Consider the following 16,896-nt stretch of genomic DNA (forward strand, 5'->3'; position numbering starts at 1 on the left):
AAGGGCAATCGGAGGCTTCGGATAGATAATGAAAAGAACACCTTATAAAATTTGTCTAAAAAAGTGTTGCCAAACCAGTAATCGGTTCCTCCATGACACTTTATTGAGCCTTCTCCCCTCTCAATGTAAAAAAAAAAAATCCCTCAAGCGAAGCCAAAAGATATTTTTCTTGGAAGAGCATACGGGAAATATGACCTAAAGTCACGAGAAGTTCCATAGCACCAAATAATTTTAGCAGGCAAAAGAATTTGGCGTATAATATTACATCACCGTTACTTTCCTATCAGGAAAGCGTATCTTAAAGTCACAGAATTTTACGAAGCGACAGCAAGAAACAAATCATGGTTACACCAAAGAGCCCTCCTACTGTGAGTAAGTGGGCTTCTTGGTGCTATTGCGACTCAGCGTTGTATTGGTGCCAGAGATCAATTGCTTCGGTTGTTGGCTTATTGTCTAACCAACGATCAATCAGCAAGTACACTCCCCCTAAAAAAGGGATTTATAGTTTATCGTTCGAATGAATTATGTCTGATTTTACTTAACACATCAGACCTTATTTCCAAAGAGCTCGTTTTTCTTGCGAGTTCTTCAGGCAACGTTCGTTTGCGTATAAATTTTATTGAAACTGACGATCATCCGACGATTACAAGCTTCTACTTGTGCTTGATCTTCTTCTTCATAACTTGAAACGACGATCAACGCCGTATTTACGTATAGTTTTTCCACCACACCAATCACAGGCTTGCTCGCCCCGACAGGTTGGCAGACATATTTTTCACCGATCGTAATATTCTCCATATCCTCACCTCAACCGTTTTCTTTCTTAAAGATATAATAACAAAAAAGCATCAAATTGAAAACGTTTTATTTCGATTCATCACGCATTTGTCACCAAGAAATGACAGTTTCGTTCGTTGAAACGCACTGGCTTGTTCGTGCCACTTCTTAAAAAGCATTTTATACTAAAGGAAATCAAAAGGAGATGAGCCAAATGCCAATTATTCAAACCTGTATCTTTGGACTATTGTCTGCTGCGTTGCTTTGGGGATTAAAAGAAGACCGCTGATTTATTGGCCCAACGATCTAGTAGCACAACAAATACGAAAATAAAACAACGCCTTGAGCCAATCAGACTGGCTCAAGGCGTTTCTTTATCGAATTATAGACGTTCGTTCAATTCTTTTGCAAGATCTTCAAAACCTGGTTTGCCAAGTAAGGCGAACATGTTTTTCTTGTACGCTTCAACCCCTGGTTGGTCAAATGGGTTCACGCCATTTAAGTAGCCAGAGATACCTACAGCGATCTCAAAGAAGTACATGGTGTAACCTAACGTGTACGCATCCATTGTAGGAATTTTTACTAACAGATTTGGTACATCCCCATCTGTATGTGCAAGTAGTGTTCCTTCAAAGGCTTTCGTATTAACAAAATCAACTTCTTTTCCTTCTAAGTAGCCAAGACCATCAAGATCTGCTTCTTGTGTAGGGATCGCAATTGATTTGCGTGGTTTTTCAACTTTAACAACTGTTTCAAAGATATTGCGGCGGCCTTCTTGGATGTATTGACCAAGAGAATGCAAGTCTGTCGAGAAGTTTGCACTTGAAGGATAGATCCCTTTTTGGTCTTTTCCTTCAGACTCGCCGAATAATTGTTTCCACCATTCTGAGAAGTATTGCATGCCTGGTTCGTAGTTGATCAGCAATTCGGTTACTTTGCCTTTGCGATAAAGGATGTTACGCATTGCTGCATATTGATACGCTTCATTTTTTTCAAGGTCGTCACTTGCGTAAGCATCGCTAGCATCTGCTGCCCCTTGCATCAAGGCATCGATATCCGCTCCGCTGGCAGCGATTGGTAATAAACCAACAGCAGTCAATACAGAGAAACGGCCGCCGACGTCATCTGGAATCACAAAGGTTTCCCAGTTTTCAGCATCTGCTTCAACTTTTACTGCACCTTTCGCTTTATCCGTTGTTGCGTAGATCCGTTTGTTGGCTTCTTCTTTGCCGTATTTTTCAATCAAACGTTCTTTGAAAACACGAAAAGCGATCGCTGGCTCAGTAGTTGTTCCTGATTTTGAGATCACATTCACAGAGAAGTCACGGTCACCGATGATTTCGATCAAATCTGCTAAGTATGTTGAAGAAATCGAATTACCTGCAAAAAAGATTTGTGGTGCTTTGCGTTCTTCATTTGGTAGCAAGTTATAGAAAGAGTGATTTAAGAAATCAATCGCTGCTTTCGCTCCTAAATAAGATCCGCCGATCCCGATCACGACTAATACTTCAGAATCTGATTGAATTTTTTCAGCCGCTTTTTTGATACGAGCAAATTCATCTTTGTCATAGTTTTTAGGAAGGTCGATCCAACCTAAAAAGTCGCTACCAGCACCTGTTCCTTCGCGTAATTGTTTGTCTGCTGCTGTAACTTGACTTTGCATGTAGCTCAATTCGTATTCGTTCACGAATGGTGCTACTTTCGAATAGTCAAACTTGATGTGTGACATGATTTGTCCTCCTTGAAAAAATAGTTTTTCATACACTACCTACTTTACGTTTTTTTTCAACTTTTTTCAAGTAATTCCTGATAGGTAGCCTGTTGGGTGATTTTAGACAAGTCCTTGAGCAAACATTGCTTTAGCAACTTTTTCAAAGCCTGCGACGTTCGCACCTAACATAAAATTATTTTTTTGATCGAAGGTTTCAGCAGTATCACGGCATGCTTCATAGATCGACTTCATGATATCGTCCAATTTGGCATCGACTTCAGCTTTTTCCCATTGCAGTCGTTGGGAGTTTTGACTCATTTCTAACGCAGAAACGGCTACGCCGCCAGCATTGGCTGCTTTTCCTGGGCAGTAGAAAATTCCTTCTTCAATAAAATATTCTGCTGCTTCTAATGAGCTAGGCATATTCGCGCCTTCAGAAACGACCCGGACACCATTGGCTTTTGCACGTTTGGCTTGTGAGAGATCAATCTCGTTTTGGGTCGCGCAAGGAAAGGCTAATTCCGCTGGTGTATCAAAATCCCAGACAGATGCCCCTTCATGATATTCGGCTGATGGACGTTCCTTGGCGTAAGCCGTCAACCGTTCACGCTTCACTTCTTTGATCTCTTTTAACAAGGCCAGATCAATGCCGTCTTTGTCATAGATAAAACCAGAGGAATCAGAACACGTGACAGGGATCGCACCTAATTCTTGCAATTTCTCAATTGCATAGATCGCAACATTGCCGCTTCCAGAAACGATCGCTTTTTTGCCTGCAAAGGTTTCACCTAGGTCTGTCAATAAATGCTTAACGAAATAAACGGCGCCATAACCCGTTGCTTCTGTGCGGTTTTTACTGCCCCAGAAGTCTAATGGCTTACCAGTTAAAATACCAGCATCGTATTGTTTCAATCGTTTGTAGGCACCAAACAAATAGCCGATTTCTCGGCCTCCGACACCAATGTCGCCAGCAGGAACATCTAAGTCAGGTCCGATATGTTTTGACAGCTCCGTCATAAAGCTTTGGCAAAAACGCATCACTTCGGCATCTGATTTGCCTTTTGGATCAAAATCACTTCCGCCTTTGCCGCCGCCGATCGGCAGACCTGTCAAGCTGTTTTTGAAGATTTGCTCAAACGCCAAAAACTTCAAGATACTCAAGTTTACACTTGGGTGAAAACGCAAGCCGCCTTTGTAAGGCCCCATTGCCGAGTTGAATTGAATCCGATAGCCACGGTTTACTTGCCAGTTGCCTTGATCATCTTGCCACGGGACTCTGAATTGGATAAAACGTTCTGGTTCAGTTAAGAGTGCAAGGATATTTGATTCAATATATTCTGGATGCTCCTCTAAAAAGGGAACGATCGTAGGCAAAAATTCGTCAATTGCTTGAAGAAATTCCGGTTGGTGTTGGTCTTTCTCATGAATCTTCGCTTGAATTTCTTTCACGTAAGCTGAAGTTTTGGTCATAGTGCATTACCTCCTTTAAGATATTTTCTATTTTAAAGAAATTTTCTGAAATTGCACGCTTTTTTTTAGAATTGTCAGAATTTTTTATTATTCGAAAAAAATCGACCAATCCTTTCAGCACTCATAGCCGATGTGTTACAATCCCAAAGAGGTGAAAAGAATGGAAAAAACCTATGATGTCATTGTTGTTGGTGCAGGTACGAGCGGCATGATGGCTGCGATCACTGCTGCCAAACAAGGTGCGCGGGTGTTATTAATCGAAAAAAACAAAAAAATCGGCAAGAAATTATTGATGACTGGCGGCGGACGCTGCAATGTAACCAATAATCGGCCGGTAGATGATTTAGTTGCTCATATTCCAGGAAACGGCAAGTTTTTGTATAGCACGTTTTCTCAATTCAATAATTATGATGTAATGGCGTTTTTCGCAGACTTAGGTGTCGTCTTAAAAGAAGAAGACCACGGACGGATGTTCCCTGTGACGAACAAATCAAAAACCATCGTCGAAGCGTTGCTTCAAGCAATCAACGATCATCACGTCACCCTATTGACGAACACGGTCGTCACAAAGCTGATCCATGACGGCAGTCAAATTCGCGGCGTGCGAACCGAAACCGATGAGTTCTCTGCCCCTAGTGTGATTTTGACGACAGGTGGCCGCACCTATCCTTCCACGGGCGCAACGGGGGACGGCTATAAGATGGCAAAAAAAGTCGGCCATACCATTACGCCACTTTATCCAACCGAATCGCCGCTTGTTTCAGAAGACTCCTTTATTCAAGAGCGGACGTTGCAAGGCATTTCCTTGCAAGACATCACGTTGAGTGTCTTGGATCAAAAAGGAAAGCCCATCGTCGCCCATACCATGGATCTTTTGTTTACCCACTTTGGGTTATCTGGTCCAGCTGCTTTACGCTGTTCCTCTTTTGTGAACCAAGAATTGAAAAAGCAACAACCCGTGACGGTTGTTCTGGATTGTCTGCCGGCAAAATCCCATGAAGCCTTGACCCAAGAATTGATTCAGTCTGCGGCTTCGAAGAAACAATTGCCGAATGCTTTAGCTGGCTTTTTGCCTGAGCGCTTGATGACCTTCTTTTTGCAGCAGCTAGACCTGCATGAGCTGGTTGCTGAAAAAGCCTCACCAGAACAGTTGGCTGCGCTCGCTTCCTTGATCAAAGGCTTTTCAGTCACTATCGTTCGCACGTTCCCGTTAGAAAAGTCTTTCGTGACTGGTGGCGGGGTCCATCTGAAAGAAATCAATCCAAAAACCATGGAGAGCAAGAAAATCAACGGCTTGTATTTTGCTGGTGAATTATTGGATATCAATGGGTATACAGGTGGTTTCAACATTACAGCAGCTTTTTGTACTGGACATGTTTCAGGGAAAAACGCAGCAGAAACAGCTAGTTATTTCAGTTATTGATCGATGACCCAGGTGTTGGCAGCAATATCCTTGCCGTTGCTACCAACACCTGGGTCTCCTCTCTTTTTGCTTATTAGTTGGGTTTTTCTCAAAGTAGGCGTAGACTAAAGATAGCAAGATCGAGGGAGGTTTTTTTAATGAAACGAATTTCAAGAGGTAAATTTGAACGAATGCAAAAACTTTCAAATGAGGATGGTGTGATTGCCGCACTAGCGATCGACCAACGTGGTTCCATGAAGAAAATGATGAAGGCGGCAACTGGACCGGATGACTTTACGATGGAACACATTTATGAATTCAAGCAGTTGGTTTCCCAAGAATTGACCAAATATGTCAGCAGTATTTTGTTAGATGAGGAATATGGCTTCTTAGGGATCGAAGCAAAGAATCCCAACGCCGGCTTGATCCTTTCCTATGAAAAAACAGGGTATGATGTCAATACGCCGGGTCGTTTACCAGAAATTCTACCCAATGAATCGCTGCAGCGCTTAGTGAAAAAAGGGGCAGATGCTGCGAAAGTCTTGGTTTATTATAATCCAGATGAACCGCAAGAGATTTTAGATACCAAACATGCGTTTTTAGAACGTTTAGGTACGGAGGCACAAGCGGCCGATATTCCGTTATTTGTAGAGCCAATCGTTTACGACGATGAGATCACAGATGACAAATCACCTGCTTTTGCCAAGATCAAACCGAGCAAGGTCATCCGAACCATTCAGGAACTGACGAAAGATCACTACCATATCGATATTTTGAAAGTCGAAGTACCGGTTCAGTTCGACTTAGTTGAAGGTTTCCAAAAAGAAGGCTTAGAGGCCGTCTACACGCAAGAAGAAGCCGCCAATTACTTCAAAGAAGCTAGTGACGCTGCGACGCGACCATTTATCTATTTGAGTGCGGGTGTCCCAGCGAATGTCTTTCGCGATGAATTGACCTTTGCTGGTCAACACGGTGCTAAATTCTCAGGGATCTTAGGTGGACGAGCAACTTGGCGCGATAGCGTGGAAATCTATGGGAAGCAAGGCGCCAAAGCATTACTGGAATGGCTGGACACCCAAGGGAAAGAAAATGTTGAAGAATTAAACGCCATTCTAAAACAATATGCCACTCCGTGGTTTGACTTTTATGGTGGTTTAGAAAATATTGAGGTTTTCGATATTGAAGTAATGGAATAAAATAGTACAAAATAATCCCCGTGAACGGCATTTCAAGATGGTTCACGGGGATTTTTTATTCGTGTTCAGGTGCCAACAAATCGGCAAAGACCGCCCTAGTCAATTGTTGCAACGCTTGGGGGGCAAGCCCCATCTGCAACCCGCGCTTTCCTGCAGAAACCACGATCTCTTCCAGTGTCTCTGCCTTATGATCAATATAAGTAGGAAAGAGCTTTTTCATACCGATCGGCGAACAGCCGCCGCGAATATAGCCAGTCGTTTCTTCTAAATCTCTCAGATGCAGCATCTCTACTTTTTTGTTTCCACTGACTTTTGCTAACTTTTTCAGATCCACTTCTCTGTTTCCAGGAATCACAGCCACCAACGGACCTGTTTTGTTGCCCACTGCCACCAGCGTTTTGTAGATGGCTTGCGGGCGTGCTAGTTGCACAGCGACGGATTGCGCATCGAGATGGTCTTCCGACCACTCATAGGTGTATTCGTTATAAGCGATTTTCTGTTGTTCTACTTGACGGATCGCATTGGTTTTTTGTTTCTTCTTCGCCATTTTATCCCTCTTTTGTTTTGGTTTCTTTTAAGAGAAGGCCTTGGCTGGTCTTACTCATTGAGTGAAAATTCTTGTAAGTAGTTGGTCATTCGTTCGATCGGTATTTGTCCAGGTGCTGAAGCACCTTGCAACGAAGCAAAAGTAAAGACCGAACCAGTCAATGCCCCACTAACCCGGCTGATTTTCCCCAGCTCCCCCATCGACATGATCGCCAACGGCAGTTGGTTGAAGCCACGCGCTTTAGTAATGATCCCCATCAAACGCAAAACATCTTGGACTTGCTTGGGCATCATCGCTAACTTGCCAACATCGGCACCAAATTGATTCATTACGCCGATCTTTAAAATCAACACAGCATCTTCTGGCGTTTTCTCAAAATCATGATTGCTCAATATCAGCTTTACCTGTGCCTTTTTGATTTCTTGAATAAAGGCTCGACCTAAAAATTCAGCTTTCTCTAATTCGACATCGATCCAATCGATCAAGCCTGAATCAGCAGCAGCTAAACACAATTCTTTGTACTGGGTCAATGTGAACGCCCGCTCGCCCCCTTCTTCCAAGGTTCGAAAAGTGAAGAGCAGCTCTTTGTGCTTTAATGTCGTGCGAATATGTGATAACGCATCTAAGACCGCTTGCTGGTCTTCGACATGTTTGTAATGATCAACACGCCATTCGACGATCTGTGCCTCTGATTCCTCAGCAGCAATGGCTTGTTTCAAGATCTCTTCATTGGTTTTCCCAATCAATGGCACACAAATCAACGGTGTTTTCCCGTCTAACGTTACTGGTTTTGATCGGCTCATCTACTTCACTCCTTTTTCATTTGATAAAAGAATACTTTCAGATAGTTCCCTTCGGAAAAATGCTTATCTACCGCAAAATCAGCTGGTAGACGATAACTTTGAATACATTCATAAGCAACGTGTGCTTTCTCTAATGAGGCTTCGATCATTTCTTGAAACTTCCTCGGTGAAAGATTGGCCGCATTCGTTGAGGCGATCAATAAGCCATCAGGCGCTAAAATCGCCAAACTATCAGTGACTAAGTCGCCATAATTTTTCGCAACCGAGAAGACCTTTTTCTTGTTGCGGGCAAAACTCGGCGGATCTAAAACGATCACATCAAAGCGCAAATCTTTTTTGCTGGCATAATTGAAGTAATTGAAAACATCCATGACATGGATACGCTGGGTATCTGGATCAATGCCGTTGACTGCAAATTGTTCGCGGGTCTTTTCTAGACTGCGTTTTGCCAAATCGACGCTCGTTGTTTGAGCAGCGCCACCGACAGCAGCAGCGACAGAAAACGCCCCCGTATAACTGAACATATTTAAAACCGTCTTGCCAGCTGCCAAACCATCAACAAGTTGCCCACGAACTTCTTTTTGATCCAAAAAGATGCCCGTCATTAGTCCTTCGTTCAAATACGTCGCATACGTGACGCCATTTTCCTTCACCAGCAAGGGTTCAGGTGCCGTTTTTCCATAGACCCATGCTGATTCAGGCAGTTCAGACGTAAAGCGGATTTTTTCATAAGCCCCTTTGATCTCGGGAAAGATTTGACGAAAAGCCGCCACGATCGCTTTTTTATGTTGATAAAGGGTGGCATTGTACCAAGAAAAAACGACATACTCGCCATACAAATCTACGGTAAGTCCCCCCAATTGATCCCCCTCGCCATTAAACAGACGAAAGGCATCTGTCAGGTCATCTTGATAGTAAGCACTACGCTTGCCTTTTGCTTTCGCAAAGCGTTGCGCAAAGAATGCTTGGTCGATCACTGTTTCTTCAAAGGATACGACCCATCCGATCCCTTTATTTTGTTCCCCAAGATAGCCGACACCTAAGAAATGGTTGGCCTGATCAATAAAGGTGACCCACTCCTTCGTCTCGATTGCTTGTTGAAGATCTTCTCGTTGGATCAACGGATTCTTTTTGCGAAGCTTCGCTGATCCTTGCTTCGTTAGTTTTATTTTCATGTTCATCTGCTCCATTCATTCTCCTTTTTAGTATAGCAAAAAGCGACTGTATTGTCTGTATCCTTGAAAGTAAAGAAATACTTAATTCCGCGTCATGACAAGGAATTCATTTGACACGTCTTTCACAGCCTAGTAAAATGTACTGTGATGTAAAATCGTAATTTACCGGTTATACTGGAAAAAGAGAGGACGATTCCTTTGAAAAAAAATAAAGTATCCACCTTTGTGAATACAAGAATGGGCTTTTTTTTCCTATTAGCCCTGCTATTTTGGCTAAAAAATATCTTTGCCTATATGGTGGACTTCCACCTAGGTATTGAAAGCAGCATTCAGTACTTCATCTTATTCATCAATCCGATCGCAACGACTTTGTTGCTGCTGTCGATCGCATTGTACGTAAGAAGAACCAAAGCAGCTTATATCACGATGCTTGTGATCTATTTCTTGATGACTCTGCTGTTGTTCTCCAATGTTTCTTACTATCGAGAATTCACTGACTTTATCACCATCAACACGATGCTCGGTGTAGGAAAAGTGGCAAGTGGTCTAGGAGAAAGCGCAATTCGCTTGTTCCGTCCCTACGATGTGTTGTACTTCATTGACTTTATCGTGCTGATTGCAGCCTTTTCAATGAAAAAAATCAAAATGGACACTCGTCCTGTGCGGGCACGGATGGCTTTTGCGATCTCAACCTTAGCTGTCATGGTCTTTTCTGCCAATCTTTTCTTAGCAGAAGCGGATCGTCCTGAACTGCTTACTCGAACGTTTTCTCGTGACTATTTAGTGAAATACCTTGGGATCAACGCCTTTACGGTTTATGATGGCGTGCAAACCTATCAAGCTTCGCAAGTACGTGCCGAAGCGAGTCCCAACGACATGAACGAAGTAGAAAGCTATGTCAGAGAACATTACGCTGAACCGAATGACGATCTGTTCGGTATCGTAAAAGGCAAGAACGTCATTTATATTCACTTAGAAAGTGTTCAGCAATTCTTGATCGATTATAAATTAAAAGATGAAGATGGTGTTGAACATGAAGTTATGCCATTTATCAATAGTTTGTATCATAGCGATAGCACCTTTAGTTTCGATAACTTCTTCCATCAAGTAAAAGCTGGGAAGACCAGTGATGCGGAAACGTTATTCGAAAATTCCTTGTTCGGATTGAATCAGGGGGCATTATTCACTCAACTGGGTGGGAAAAATACCTTTGAGGCAGCGCCAGATATTTTAGGTCAAACCCAAGGCTATACCAGTGCGGTTTTCCACGGAAATACGGGTACCTTCTGGAACCGAAATGAAACCTACAAACGGTTTGGCTATGATTATTTCTTCGACGCATCGTATTATGATGTCAATGATGAAAATTCATTCCAATACGGTCTACATGACAAACCGTTCTTTGAACAATCGGTACAATACTTAGAACGTCTGCAACAACCGTTCTATTCAAAATTCATTGCAGTTTCTAACCACTACCCATATTCTGAATTTACCAATGAAGAAGGCGGCTTCCCGCTAGCGAACACTTCTGATCAAACGATCAATGGGTATTTCGCAACCGCGAATTATTTAGATAAAGCCGTAGAAGAGTTCTTTAATTACTTGAAAGAAAGCGGCTTGTACGAAAACTCAGTCATCGTTTTATATGGTGACCATTACGGAATTTCCAATTCTCGGAACCGTAACTTAGCAGAATTGCTTGGAAAAACAAGTTCGACTTGGACAAACTTTGACAATGCTTCATTGCAACGTGTCCCTTATATGATCCATATTCCAGGACAATCAAACGGCGGCATCAATCATACGTATGGTGGCCAAGTTGATGCGTTGCCAACCCTCTTGCACTTACTCGGTGTAGATACATCGAACTATATTCAATTGGGACAAGATTTATTCTCTGATCAAAATGAACAACTGGTTGCCTTTCGCGATGGCGACTTTGTGACACCAGACTACACTTACTATAGCAGTACATTGTATGACAATCGTACCGGCATGCCGATCAACGATCCATCCGATGAACTGCAAGCGAAAGTCGATGAGTGGAAAGCCAAAGTTGACAAACAGCTGTCGGTTTCTGATCAGATCAACAATGGTGACCTCTTACGTTTCTACGCGAAGAGCGGTTTAGAAGAAGTTGATCCTTCGACCTATAATTACAAAGACGCCCTTCAGCAAATGATGGATATCGAAAAGAATCTAGGCAGTGATTCAACCAGCGCCTTTTCTCAAAACGGTAATCAATCGACCGTCGATCTGTACCAAACAAAAACCTTCCAAGAATATCAGCAGATGACGGAACAAGATAGCGGAGAATAACCTATAAGTACTACAAGATCGATCCAGCAAGGCGGATGCTTTGCTGGATTTTTTTCGGCTGTTTTGTTCGTAAAAACCCGATTTTTTCTATTGCTTTTTTAGCTTCGATATTTTACTACAAGAACTTCATACTTTATTCAAACTCCCCTTTTATACTATGAAATAGGATGAGGTGAACTAGATGAAAACTATACATTTTGCGATTGCCAGCATATTTTATCATAAAAAAGCCATGGTGCTTTATACGCTTGTATCCTTCTTTGCCGTGATTGGCTTGATCGTGACCTTCGCCTTGATCTACTCAATGGATCAAGTGATTGCTCAAACCAGAGATCTCTTAACAACAGAAGATTTGCAAACGAAAGTAGCGGAAGAGATCCAACCAGTCACGACGATCTATCATCAACTGTTCTATTTGATTTTTAGTGCCTTTACACTGGTCTTTATCGGCTTTCAAGTTTATTACCAATTATCGAAACGCTCAGAGTACACTGCCTGGTTAGCAAGTGGTGCCACCACCAGACAATGGGTGGCGATGCAGTTGCTTGAAATGCTCTTGCCGCTTTTAGCAGCTGCAGTGATCGCCTTTGTGTTGTTGCTGCTCTTCCAGCCTTATTTCCAGCGAGAATTGCTTAGCGGGCATATCATCGCTCTTGATCGTGAGCGTGCTTCGGATCACTTTTGGGAGGCTGTTCAAAGTCTTCCCGGTCAAGAATTCGCCATTACGATCCCGCAAAACAGTCAAATTCTTGTCCAAAATGTTGACTTGAACAGCACCACTTGGCTGGCTATTTTATTTGAGAGTACGCGCCACACACTTATCGTATTGCTTGCTGCTGTTACCAGCTTTACTGGTCTGATTGCTAGCGGACATAGTCTGTATTGGAGGAAAAAACAATGGAAAAACCAACTCAGCTAACGAAATCAATTGGTTTCTTTTATGTTGCGAAAGACAATGAAACAAAAACATCTGAATTAAGCTTGCTGCTTTCACAAAAAAAAGCAATCTTGATTCGCGCACAGTGGCCCTCCGTCCCCTTTTTATCGGTCATGGACAATGTATCTCTTGCAAATAAAAAGGGGGGCGATTTAGAGGATGTGCTGCCTTATGTACAGCTTCCCTCATCGGTTTTGAAAAAAGATCGAACAGAGTTAACACCCTTTGAGGAGCTCAAAATTCAACTGCTCTTAGCTTTGCTTTCAGAAAGAGAAACCCTTTTAATCGAAAATGTCTTGAGCACATTAACAACGAAAGAGGTTCAAACCCTGCTGCCCTTGTGTCAAGAAATCGCCGAACAATTTGCTGTTGCCATCTATTTGATTCATGAAGACGAATGCTTTGCCCATACCCCTTATACTACTTATCTATAGTTTACATAGCCCCCAAACAAGAAGGCTTGCTTGCAAAAGTAGGTCTTTTTGTTTGGGCTGCTGCCACTGAACCGCAAAAAAAATCGACCGGCTAAGCGAATTGCTGCCGGTCGATTGCTATTCTTCATTTAAGTCGATATCAGGAAAAGAGATTTTAAACGTCGTGCCTTTGCCAAGTTCACTTTCTACACTGATCTTTCCTTTGTGCAGGCGTACGAGCTGTTCAACGATCGATAGGCCCAAACCTGATTCACCAAATTGACGGTTTTTACGGGAAGGATCGACTTTGTAATAACGATCCCAAATATTCTTGACTTGTTCTTCAGACATGCCGATTCCCGTATCACTGATTTCGATGATCGTTTCCAAGTAGCCTTTTTCGATTCGAACCCGAATTTCTCCATCTTCCGTAAACTGGATCGCATTTTGTAAAATATTGACCATGATTTGGACGAAACGATCGTAGTCGGCATAGACGTCAATTGGCTCTGTTGTTTCTAAAATCAACACATCTTTGGCGATTTCTGCCTTGCTCTCAAGTTGCGTCAGCAGATTTTTGATGGTTTGCGTTGCATCGAATTTTTTGATGACCATCGAGATTTGATTGGTTCGGATTTTCTCGTAGTCAAGGTTTTCGTTGACTAACCGAATCAAACGATTGGTTTCATTTTTCATCAAGCGGATCGCATTGTCCTTTTGATTTTCAGGAATCGCGTTGTACTCTAACCCTTCCAATAAGCCATTGATGGTCGTCAAAGGCGTACGCATCTCATGCGAAGCGTCTGCCATAAATTGTCGACGACGTTCTTCTTGTCGTTCAATTTCCTCTTGCGACTCTTTTAAGGATTTCGTCATTAAATTAAAATCTTCGGCTAACTCATCAAATTCATCCCGATTATGCACTGGCAAGAAGATATCAAAATTGCCATTGGTGATCTCCTTGGTTGCTCGTTTCATGCGATTGATCCGCCTTACTTGGAACGTAGCAAATAGGTAACTGATCAATAAAGAAACGACGATCGAGATCAAACATACTTTAAACAAGTTTTGGTTAAAAGCACTGACAAGATTCAAGATGCTGCTTGCCGATTGCGAAACCACCATCACCCCGTAAAAATCCGTTCGGTTGACAGAAAAAGGAATCAAAACATAGGAAGTCAGTTCTTTTTCCCCATATAGATTCGTGGGTGATGTCAGTTGCAGACGCGCCCCGTTTTCTAAGGATTGCCAGTCTTTTTCAGAAATTGGAAAATCCACCGCACGAGTCGTATCTAATGGATAAATGATGTCATCGGGGCTTTTAAAGAAAGCAAAAGAAATGTCTTGGTTGCTCAAAATATTTTCAGCCAAATGCAGAGAATATTGCAGATAGCCATCTCGCGTCATATTTTGCTGCAAATATTCTGAATCGCTGATTTGCGAAATCGTCGCGACCGACGAAGCATACCCCATTAACTGCTCATAATTTCGTTCTTGTAACGTTTGGCGCGTCATTTGTGTAAACGCAATACCAATCGTCATCAAAATCACGAAGATCACGACAAAAAACGCAATCAGCTGTTGATACAAGTAGCGCATTAAGCAGCACCTGCATCGTCAAATTTATACCCCACACCCCAGACGGTTTGAATGATCTGAGGTCCCACTTTTTCTATTTTTTGTCTTAGTTTTTTGATGTGCGCATCAACCGTCCGTTCATCACCAAAATATTGGTAATCCCAAACTAGTTCTAACAATTGCTCTCGTGAAAAGACTTGCCGCGGTTTTTTCGCTAACGTATAAAGCAAATCAAATTCCTTCGGCGTCAACCCATCGATGGGTTTGCCATTTAAATAGGCTTCCCGTGTTTTTGTGTTCATTTTGAAATGATCGGTCACAACATCAAAAGTTGCATCGGAAGCTTCAGGCGTTGTTTTTTCAACCAACTCACTGCGGCGGTGTAAGGCTTTGATCCGCGCGATCAAGGTCAGTGGACTAAAAGGTTTCGTCACATAGTCATCTGCCCCCATCTCCAACCCGATGACTTGATCGCTTTCTGAATCACGGGCCGTCAACATAATAATAGGTACTGTACTGGAGATTTTGCGAATTTCTCGCGCCACCATCATGCCATCCATGGAAGGAAGGTTCAAGTCAAGGGTGATCATGTCCCATTTGTCTGGTTCAGCAGCAAAGGCTTCCAGTCCTTCTTTGCCGTCGTACTTAAAAGCCGCTTCCCATCCTTCATTCAAGAAAAACATTTGCATCATTTCAGAAACAGATTCGTTGTCTTCAATCATTAATATATTCATTTTCTTCACCTCTATGTTCTTTATCAAATCGTTGCAGATTCTCTTCGATCAGGCCAAAGATCGGCACGATGAACCAAGGGATCGCGATCATTTCAACTAGGAAAAAATTGGTCCATTCTTGCCATTTCAAGACAAACCCAATGACCGCCATGATTCCGCCAAAAAGCAGAAAATAACGGGCGCATAGTTTCTGAGCATGCCGCCAGTTGCGTTCATTTTGTTTTGCTAAATAGGAACGGTAGCCATAAATAAGGTTCATTTTTTTTGATGGAAAAAGAAAAAAAGTGAGACCAATCAAGAAAAAAATGATGCCAATTACTAAAAAAATCATCGTTTCACTCCATTCTTCCTATAGTATACTAGAATTTCTTTCTTCTACCAACAACTTCACCGATTATTCATAAAGGTTTGCCTTTTTTTCAATCTTTGATAAGATTGTGAGTGGACTATGACTATAAACCTTAGGAGTAAGATACATGACCTATAAAGCATTAACTTTTTTTGATCTTGACGGTACGCTTTTAGATGAACACTCGCAAATCACATCCGAAATCGCTGAAGCGATGGCGATGTTGCGAAAAAACCAAGTACTGCCGATCATTGCAACAGGAAGAACCGAACCTGAAGTTACCGCCATTCGTGAAGCAGCTGGGATCACCTCGAACATCGTCATGAACGGCGCCTTTATCCGTATTGACGGCAAAGAAGTTTTTTCCGATACCCTTGAACCTGAACTTTGCGCACGGATGTTCCAAGCAGTCAAAGACAATGGTGATGAACTGTGCTATTACAATGAGAAAGGCTATTGGGCTACTGGACATACCGAGGAAATGATTGGTGCGTACAACTATGTCCGCAGCCCTTTACCAGAAATCGATCCTCTGCATTATGAAACAGATCGGACCAATATGTTGTTGGTTTTAGGTGTCGGCAACGATGCTTATTATCATGAGCGTTTTCCAGAATTAACTTTTTATCGTAATACCCCCTTTTCCATCGATGTCGTAAAATCTGGCACCTCTAAAGGGACGGGCGTAAAAACCTTGGTAGAATTGTTGGGTCTAGAAGATGTACCTACCTTCGGCTTTGGTGACGGCAGCAACGACTTCGCTCTTTTAGAAGCCTGCGACCACAAAATTGCAATGGGAAATGGAATTCAAGAGTTGAAAGAGTTGGCAGACTTCGTGACCCTGAAAAATACCGAAGGCGGGATCGTGCACGCCCTGAAACACTTTGACTTAATCTGATTCTTTGCATACAGGCAAAACTATGGTATACTAATGAATGGTAGCGATACCCCTTTTATCAAGGGGATGTTACGGATTCGACAGGCATAGTTGAGCCTGAATTGCGCTTCGTAGGTTACGTCTACGTTAAAACGTTACAGTTAAATATAACTGCTAAAAACGAAAACTCTTACGCTTTAGCTGCCTAAAAACAGTTAGCGTAGATCCTCTCGGCATCGCCCATGTGCTCGAGTAAGGGTCCTATTCTAAGTGGGATACGTTTTATCTTTCCGTCTGTAAGATAAAAAAGAGAGCATCAGACTAGCGATACAGACTGCCTGTCACTCGGCAAGCTGTAAAGCGAACCTTCAAATGAGTTGACTATGAGCGTAGATTTTTAGGTAGCAATATGTTTGGACGCGGGTTCGACTCCCGCCATCTCCATAAAGAGTTAAGCCGGATGAACGTATAGACACGTTTATCCGGCTTTTTTTATTGATACATAAAAAGGCACTTACCCTTTATTTTGGCTCTTCGACATTTAGTGTTGGTAGAGAAAGATACAACTGAAAATTTAGTCATAACCAGTTAGGCAGATTGCTTAA

Annotated in this window: 15 protein-coding genes and 1 other RNA gene; 7 read left to right on the forward strand and 9 right to left on the reverse strand. The window is 42.4% G+C overall.

Annotation, left to right across the window (positions count from 1 at the left end):
- Positions 1–588 precede the first annotated feature (588 nt).
- The 3 genes from ACI3E5_RS16745 to gdhA all read right to left on the reverse strand — a co-directional run bounded on the left by ACI3E5_RS16745 (position 589) and on the right by gdhA (position 3,958).
- Complete coding sequence (locus tag ACI3E5_RS16745; RefSeq protein WP_015510102.1) at positions 589–798, reverse strand: hypothetical protein; 210 nt, start codon at positions 796–798, stop codon at positions 589–591.
- 361 nt (positions 799–1,159) lie between these two features.
- The gene (locus ACI3E5_RS16750; RefSeq protein ID WP_325845673.1) at positions 1,160–2,506 is read right to left on the reverse strand and encodes a glucose-6-phosphate isomerase; all 1,347 of its coding nucleotides are present in this window, start codon (positions 2,504–2,506) and stop codon (positions 1,160–1,162) included.
- Between the two features lie 102 nt (positions 2,507–2,608).
- On the reverse strand, positions 2,609–3,958 hold the full coding sequence (gdhA, locus tag ACI3E5_RS16755) for an NADP-specific glutamate dehydrogenase (protein ID WP_498822117.1): 1,350 nt from the start codon (positions 3,956–3,958) through the stop codon (positions 2,609–2,611).
- Between the two features lie 160 nt (positions 3,959–4,118).
- Between gdhA and ACI3E5_RS16760 the strand changes: the two genes are divergently transcribed.
- Both ACI3E5_RS16760 and ACI3E5_RS16765 read left to right on the forward strand, forming a co-directional pair.
- Positions 4,119–5,381 carry a BaiN/RdsA family NAD(P)/FAD-dependent oxidoreductase gene (locus tag ACI3E5_RS16760; RefSeq protein ID WP_010749698.1) on the forward strand — a complete coding sequence of 421 codons (1,263 nt, stop codon included), beginning with the start codon at positions 4,119–4,121 and terminating at the stop codon, positions 5,379–5,381.
- A gap of 137 nt (positions 5,382–5,518) precedes the next feature.
- Positions 5,519–6,556, forward strand: a complete 1,038-nt coding sequence (locus ACI3E5_RS16765) for a tagatose 1,6-diphosphate aldolase (RefSeq protein WP_005237193.1) — start codon at positions 5,519–5,521, stop codon at positions 6,554–6,556.
- A 55-nt stretch (positions 6,557–6,611) separates the two neighbouring features.
- Here ACI3E5_RS16765 and ybaK read toward each other — a convergent pair whose 3' ends face one another.
- From ybaK to ACI3E5_RS16780, 3 genes are read right to left on the reverse strand one after another with little or no spacing between them, the layout of a single operon-like run.
- Positions 6,612–7,103: a Cys-tRNA(Pro) deacylase gene (gene ybaK / locus ACI3E5_RS16770; RefSeq protein ID WP_010749699.1), complete on the reverse strand. Its 492-nt coding sequence runs from the start codon at positions 7,101–7,103 to the stop codon at positions 6,612–6,614.
- Positions 7,104–7,153: 50 nt separating this feature from the next.
- Entirely contained in the window at positions 7,154–7,906 is a 753-nt protein-coding gene (aroD, locus tag ACI3E5_RS16775; RefSeq protein ID WP_005229128.1) for a type I 3-dehydroquinate dehydratase, read from the reverse strand.
- 5 nt (positions 7,907–7,911) lie between these two features.
- Positions 7,912–9,081: a class I SAM-dependent rRNA methyltransferase gene (locus tag ACI3E5_RS16780; RefSeq protein ID WP_060792547.1), complete on the reverse strand. Its 1,170-nt coding sequence runs from the start codon at positions 9,079–9,081 to the stop codon at positions 7,912–7,914.
- A 237-nt stretch (positions 9,082–9,318) separates the two neighbouring features.
- Between ACI3E5_RS16780 and ACI3E5_RS16785 the strand changes: the two genes are divergently transcribed.
- The 3 genes from ACI3E5_RS16785 to ACI3E5_RS16795 all read left to right on the forward strand — a co-directional run bounded on the left by ACI3E5_RS16785 (position 9,319) and on the right by ACI3E5_RS16795 (position 12,774).
- Positions 9,319–11,403, forward strand: a complete 2,085-nt coding sequence (locus tag ACI3E5_RS16785; RefSeq protein WP_498855884.1) for an LTA synthase family protein — start codon at positions 9,319–9,321, stop codon at positions 11,401–11,403.
- 181 nt (positions 11,404–11,584) lie between these two features.
- On the forward strand, positions 11,585–12,322 hold the full coding sequence (locus ACI3E5_RS16790; protein ID WP_005229124.1) for a hypothetical protein: 738 nt from the start codon (positions 11,585–11,587) through the stop codon (positions 12,320–12,322).
- Positions 12,301–12,774 (forward strand): hypothetical protein, encoded by a 474-nt coding sequence (locus tag ACI3E5_RS16795; protein WP_325845677.1) that lies wholly within the window; start codon positions 12,301–12,303, stop codon positions 12,772–12,774. Before ACI3E5_RS16790 ends, ACI3E5_RS16795 begins: the two co-directional genes overlap by 22 nt.
- 117 nt (positions 12,775–12,891) lie before the next feature.
- Here ACI3E5_RS16795 and ACI3E5_RS16800 read toward each other — a convergent pair whose 3' ends face one another.
- The 3 genes from ACI3E5_RS16800 to ACI3E5_RS16810 are packed head-to-tail and all read right to left on the reverse strand — an operon-like array spanning position 12,892 to position 15,396.
- Positions 12,892–14,352, reverse strand: a complete 1,461-nt coding sequence (locus ACI3E5_RS16800) for an ATP-binding protein (RefSeq protein WP_005229120.1) — start codon at positions 14,350–14,352, stop codon at positions 12,892–12,894.
- Positions 14,352–15,065: a winged helix-turn-helix domain-containing protein gene (locus ACI3E5_RS16805; protein WP_010749704.1), complete on the reverse strand. Its 714-nt coding sequence runs from the start codon at positions 15,063–15,065 to the stop codon at positions 14,352–14,354. The genes ACI3E5_RS16800 and ACI3E5_RS16805 overlap by 1 nt, the downstream gene beginning before the upstream one ends.
- Entirely contained in the window at positions 15,046–15,396 is a 351-nt protein-coding gene (locus tag ACI3E5_RS16810) for an SdpI family protein (protein WP_015510109.1), read from the reverse strand. The genes ACI3E5_RS16805 and ACI3E5_RS16810 overlap by 20 nt, the downstream gene beginning before the upstream one ends.
- Before the next feature lie 145 nt (positions 15,397–15,541).
- Between ACI3E5_RS16810 and ACI3E5_RS16815 the strand changes: the two genes are divergently transcribed.
- Together ACI3E5_RS16815 and ssrA are read left to right on the forward strand one after the other, a co-directional pair.
- Entirely contained in the window at positions 15,542–16,312 is a 771-nt protein-coding gene (locus tag ACI3E5_RS16815) for a Cof-type HAD-IIB family hydrolase (protein WP_005231883.1), read from the forward strand.
- A gap of 62 nt (positions 16,313–16,374) precedes the next feature.
- Positions 16,375–16,738: a transfer-messenger RNA gene (gene ssrA, locus ACI3E5_RS16820) on the forward strand.
- Positions 16,739–16,896 lie beyond the last annotated feature (158 nt).

This window comes from Candidatus Enterococcus avicola, assembly GCF_047470845.1.
Taxonomy (GTDB): domain Bacteria; phylum Bacillota; class Bacilli; order Lactobacillales; family Enterococcaceae; genus Enterococcus_D; species Enterococcus_D casseliflavus.

Coding starts and splice junctions, on each gene's coding strand:
- ACI3E5_RS16800 (WP_005229120.1), bottom strand. CDS start 14,352: ATGCGCTACTTGTATCAACAGCTGATTGCGTTTTTTGTCGTGATCTTC.
- ACI3E5_RS16750 (WP_325845673.1), bottom strand. CDS start 2,506: ATGTCACACATCAAGTTTGACTATTCGAAAGTAGCACCATTCGTGAAC.
- aroD (WP_005229128.1), bottom strand. CDS start 7,906: ATGAGCCGATCAAAACCAGTAACGTTAGACGGGAAAACACCGTTGATT.
- ACI3E5_RS16810 (WP_015510109.1), bottom strand. CDS start 15,396: ATGATTTTTTTAGTAATTGGCATCATTTTTTTCTTGATTGGTCTCACT.
- ACI3E5_RS16765 (WP_005237193.1), top strand. CDS start 5,519: ATGAAACGAATTTCAAGAGGTAAATTTGAACGAATGCAAAAACTTTCA.
- ACI3E5_RS16815 (WP_005231883.1), top strand. CDS start 15,542: ATGACCTATAAAGCATTAACTTTTTTTGATCTTGACGGTACGCTTTTA.
- ybaK (WP_010749699.1), bottom strand. CDS start 7,103: ATGGCGAAGAAGAAACAAAAAACCAATGCGATCCGTCAAGTAGAACAA.
- ACI3E5_RS16805 (WP_010749704.1), bottom strand. CDS start 15,065: ATGAATATATTAATGATTGAAGACAACGAATCTGTTTCTGAAATGATG.
- ACI3E5_RS16795 (WP_325845677.1), top strand. CDS start 12,301: ATGGAAAAACCAACTCAGCTAACGAAATCAATTGGTTTCTTTTATGTT.
- ACI3E5_RS16780 (WP_060792547.1), bottom strand. CDS start 9,081: ATGAAAATAAAACTAACGAAGCAAGGATCAGCGAAGCTTCGCAAAAAG.
- ACI3E5_RS16760 (WP_010749698.1), top strand. CDS start 4,119: ATGGAAAAAACCTATGATGTCATTGTTGTTGGTGCAGGTACGAGCGGC.
- gdhA (WP_498822117.1), bottom strand. CDS start 3,958: ATGACCAAAACTTCAGCTTACGTGAAAGAAATTCAAGCGAAGATTCAT.
- ACI3E5_RS16785 (WP_498855884.1), top strand. CDS start 9,319: ATGGGCTTTTTTTTCCTATTAGCCCTGCTATTTTGGCTAAAAAATATC.
- ACI3E5_RS16790 (WP_005229124.1), top strand. CDS start 11,585: ATGAAAACTATACATTTTGCGATTGCCAGCATATTTTATCATAAAAAA.
- ACI3E5_RS16745 (WP_015510102.1), bottom strand. CDS start 798: ATGGAGAATATTACGATCGGTGAAAAATATGTCTGCCAACCTGTCGGG.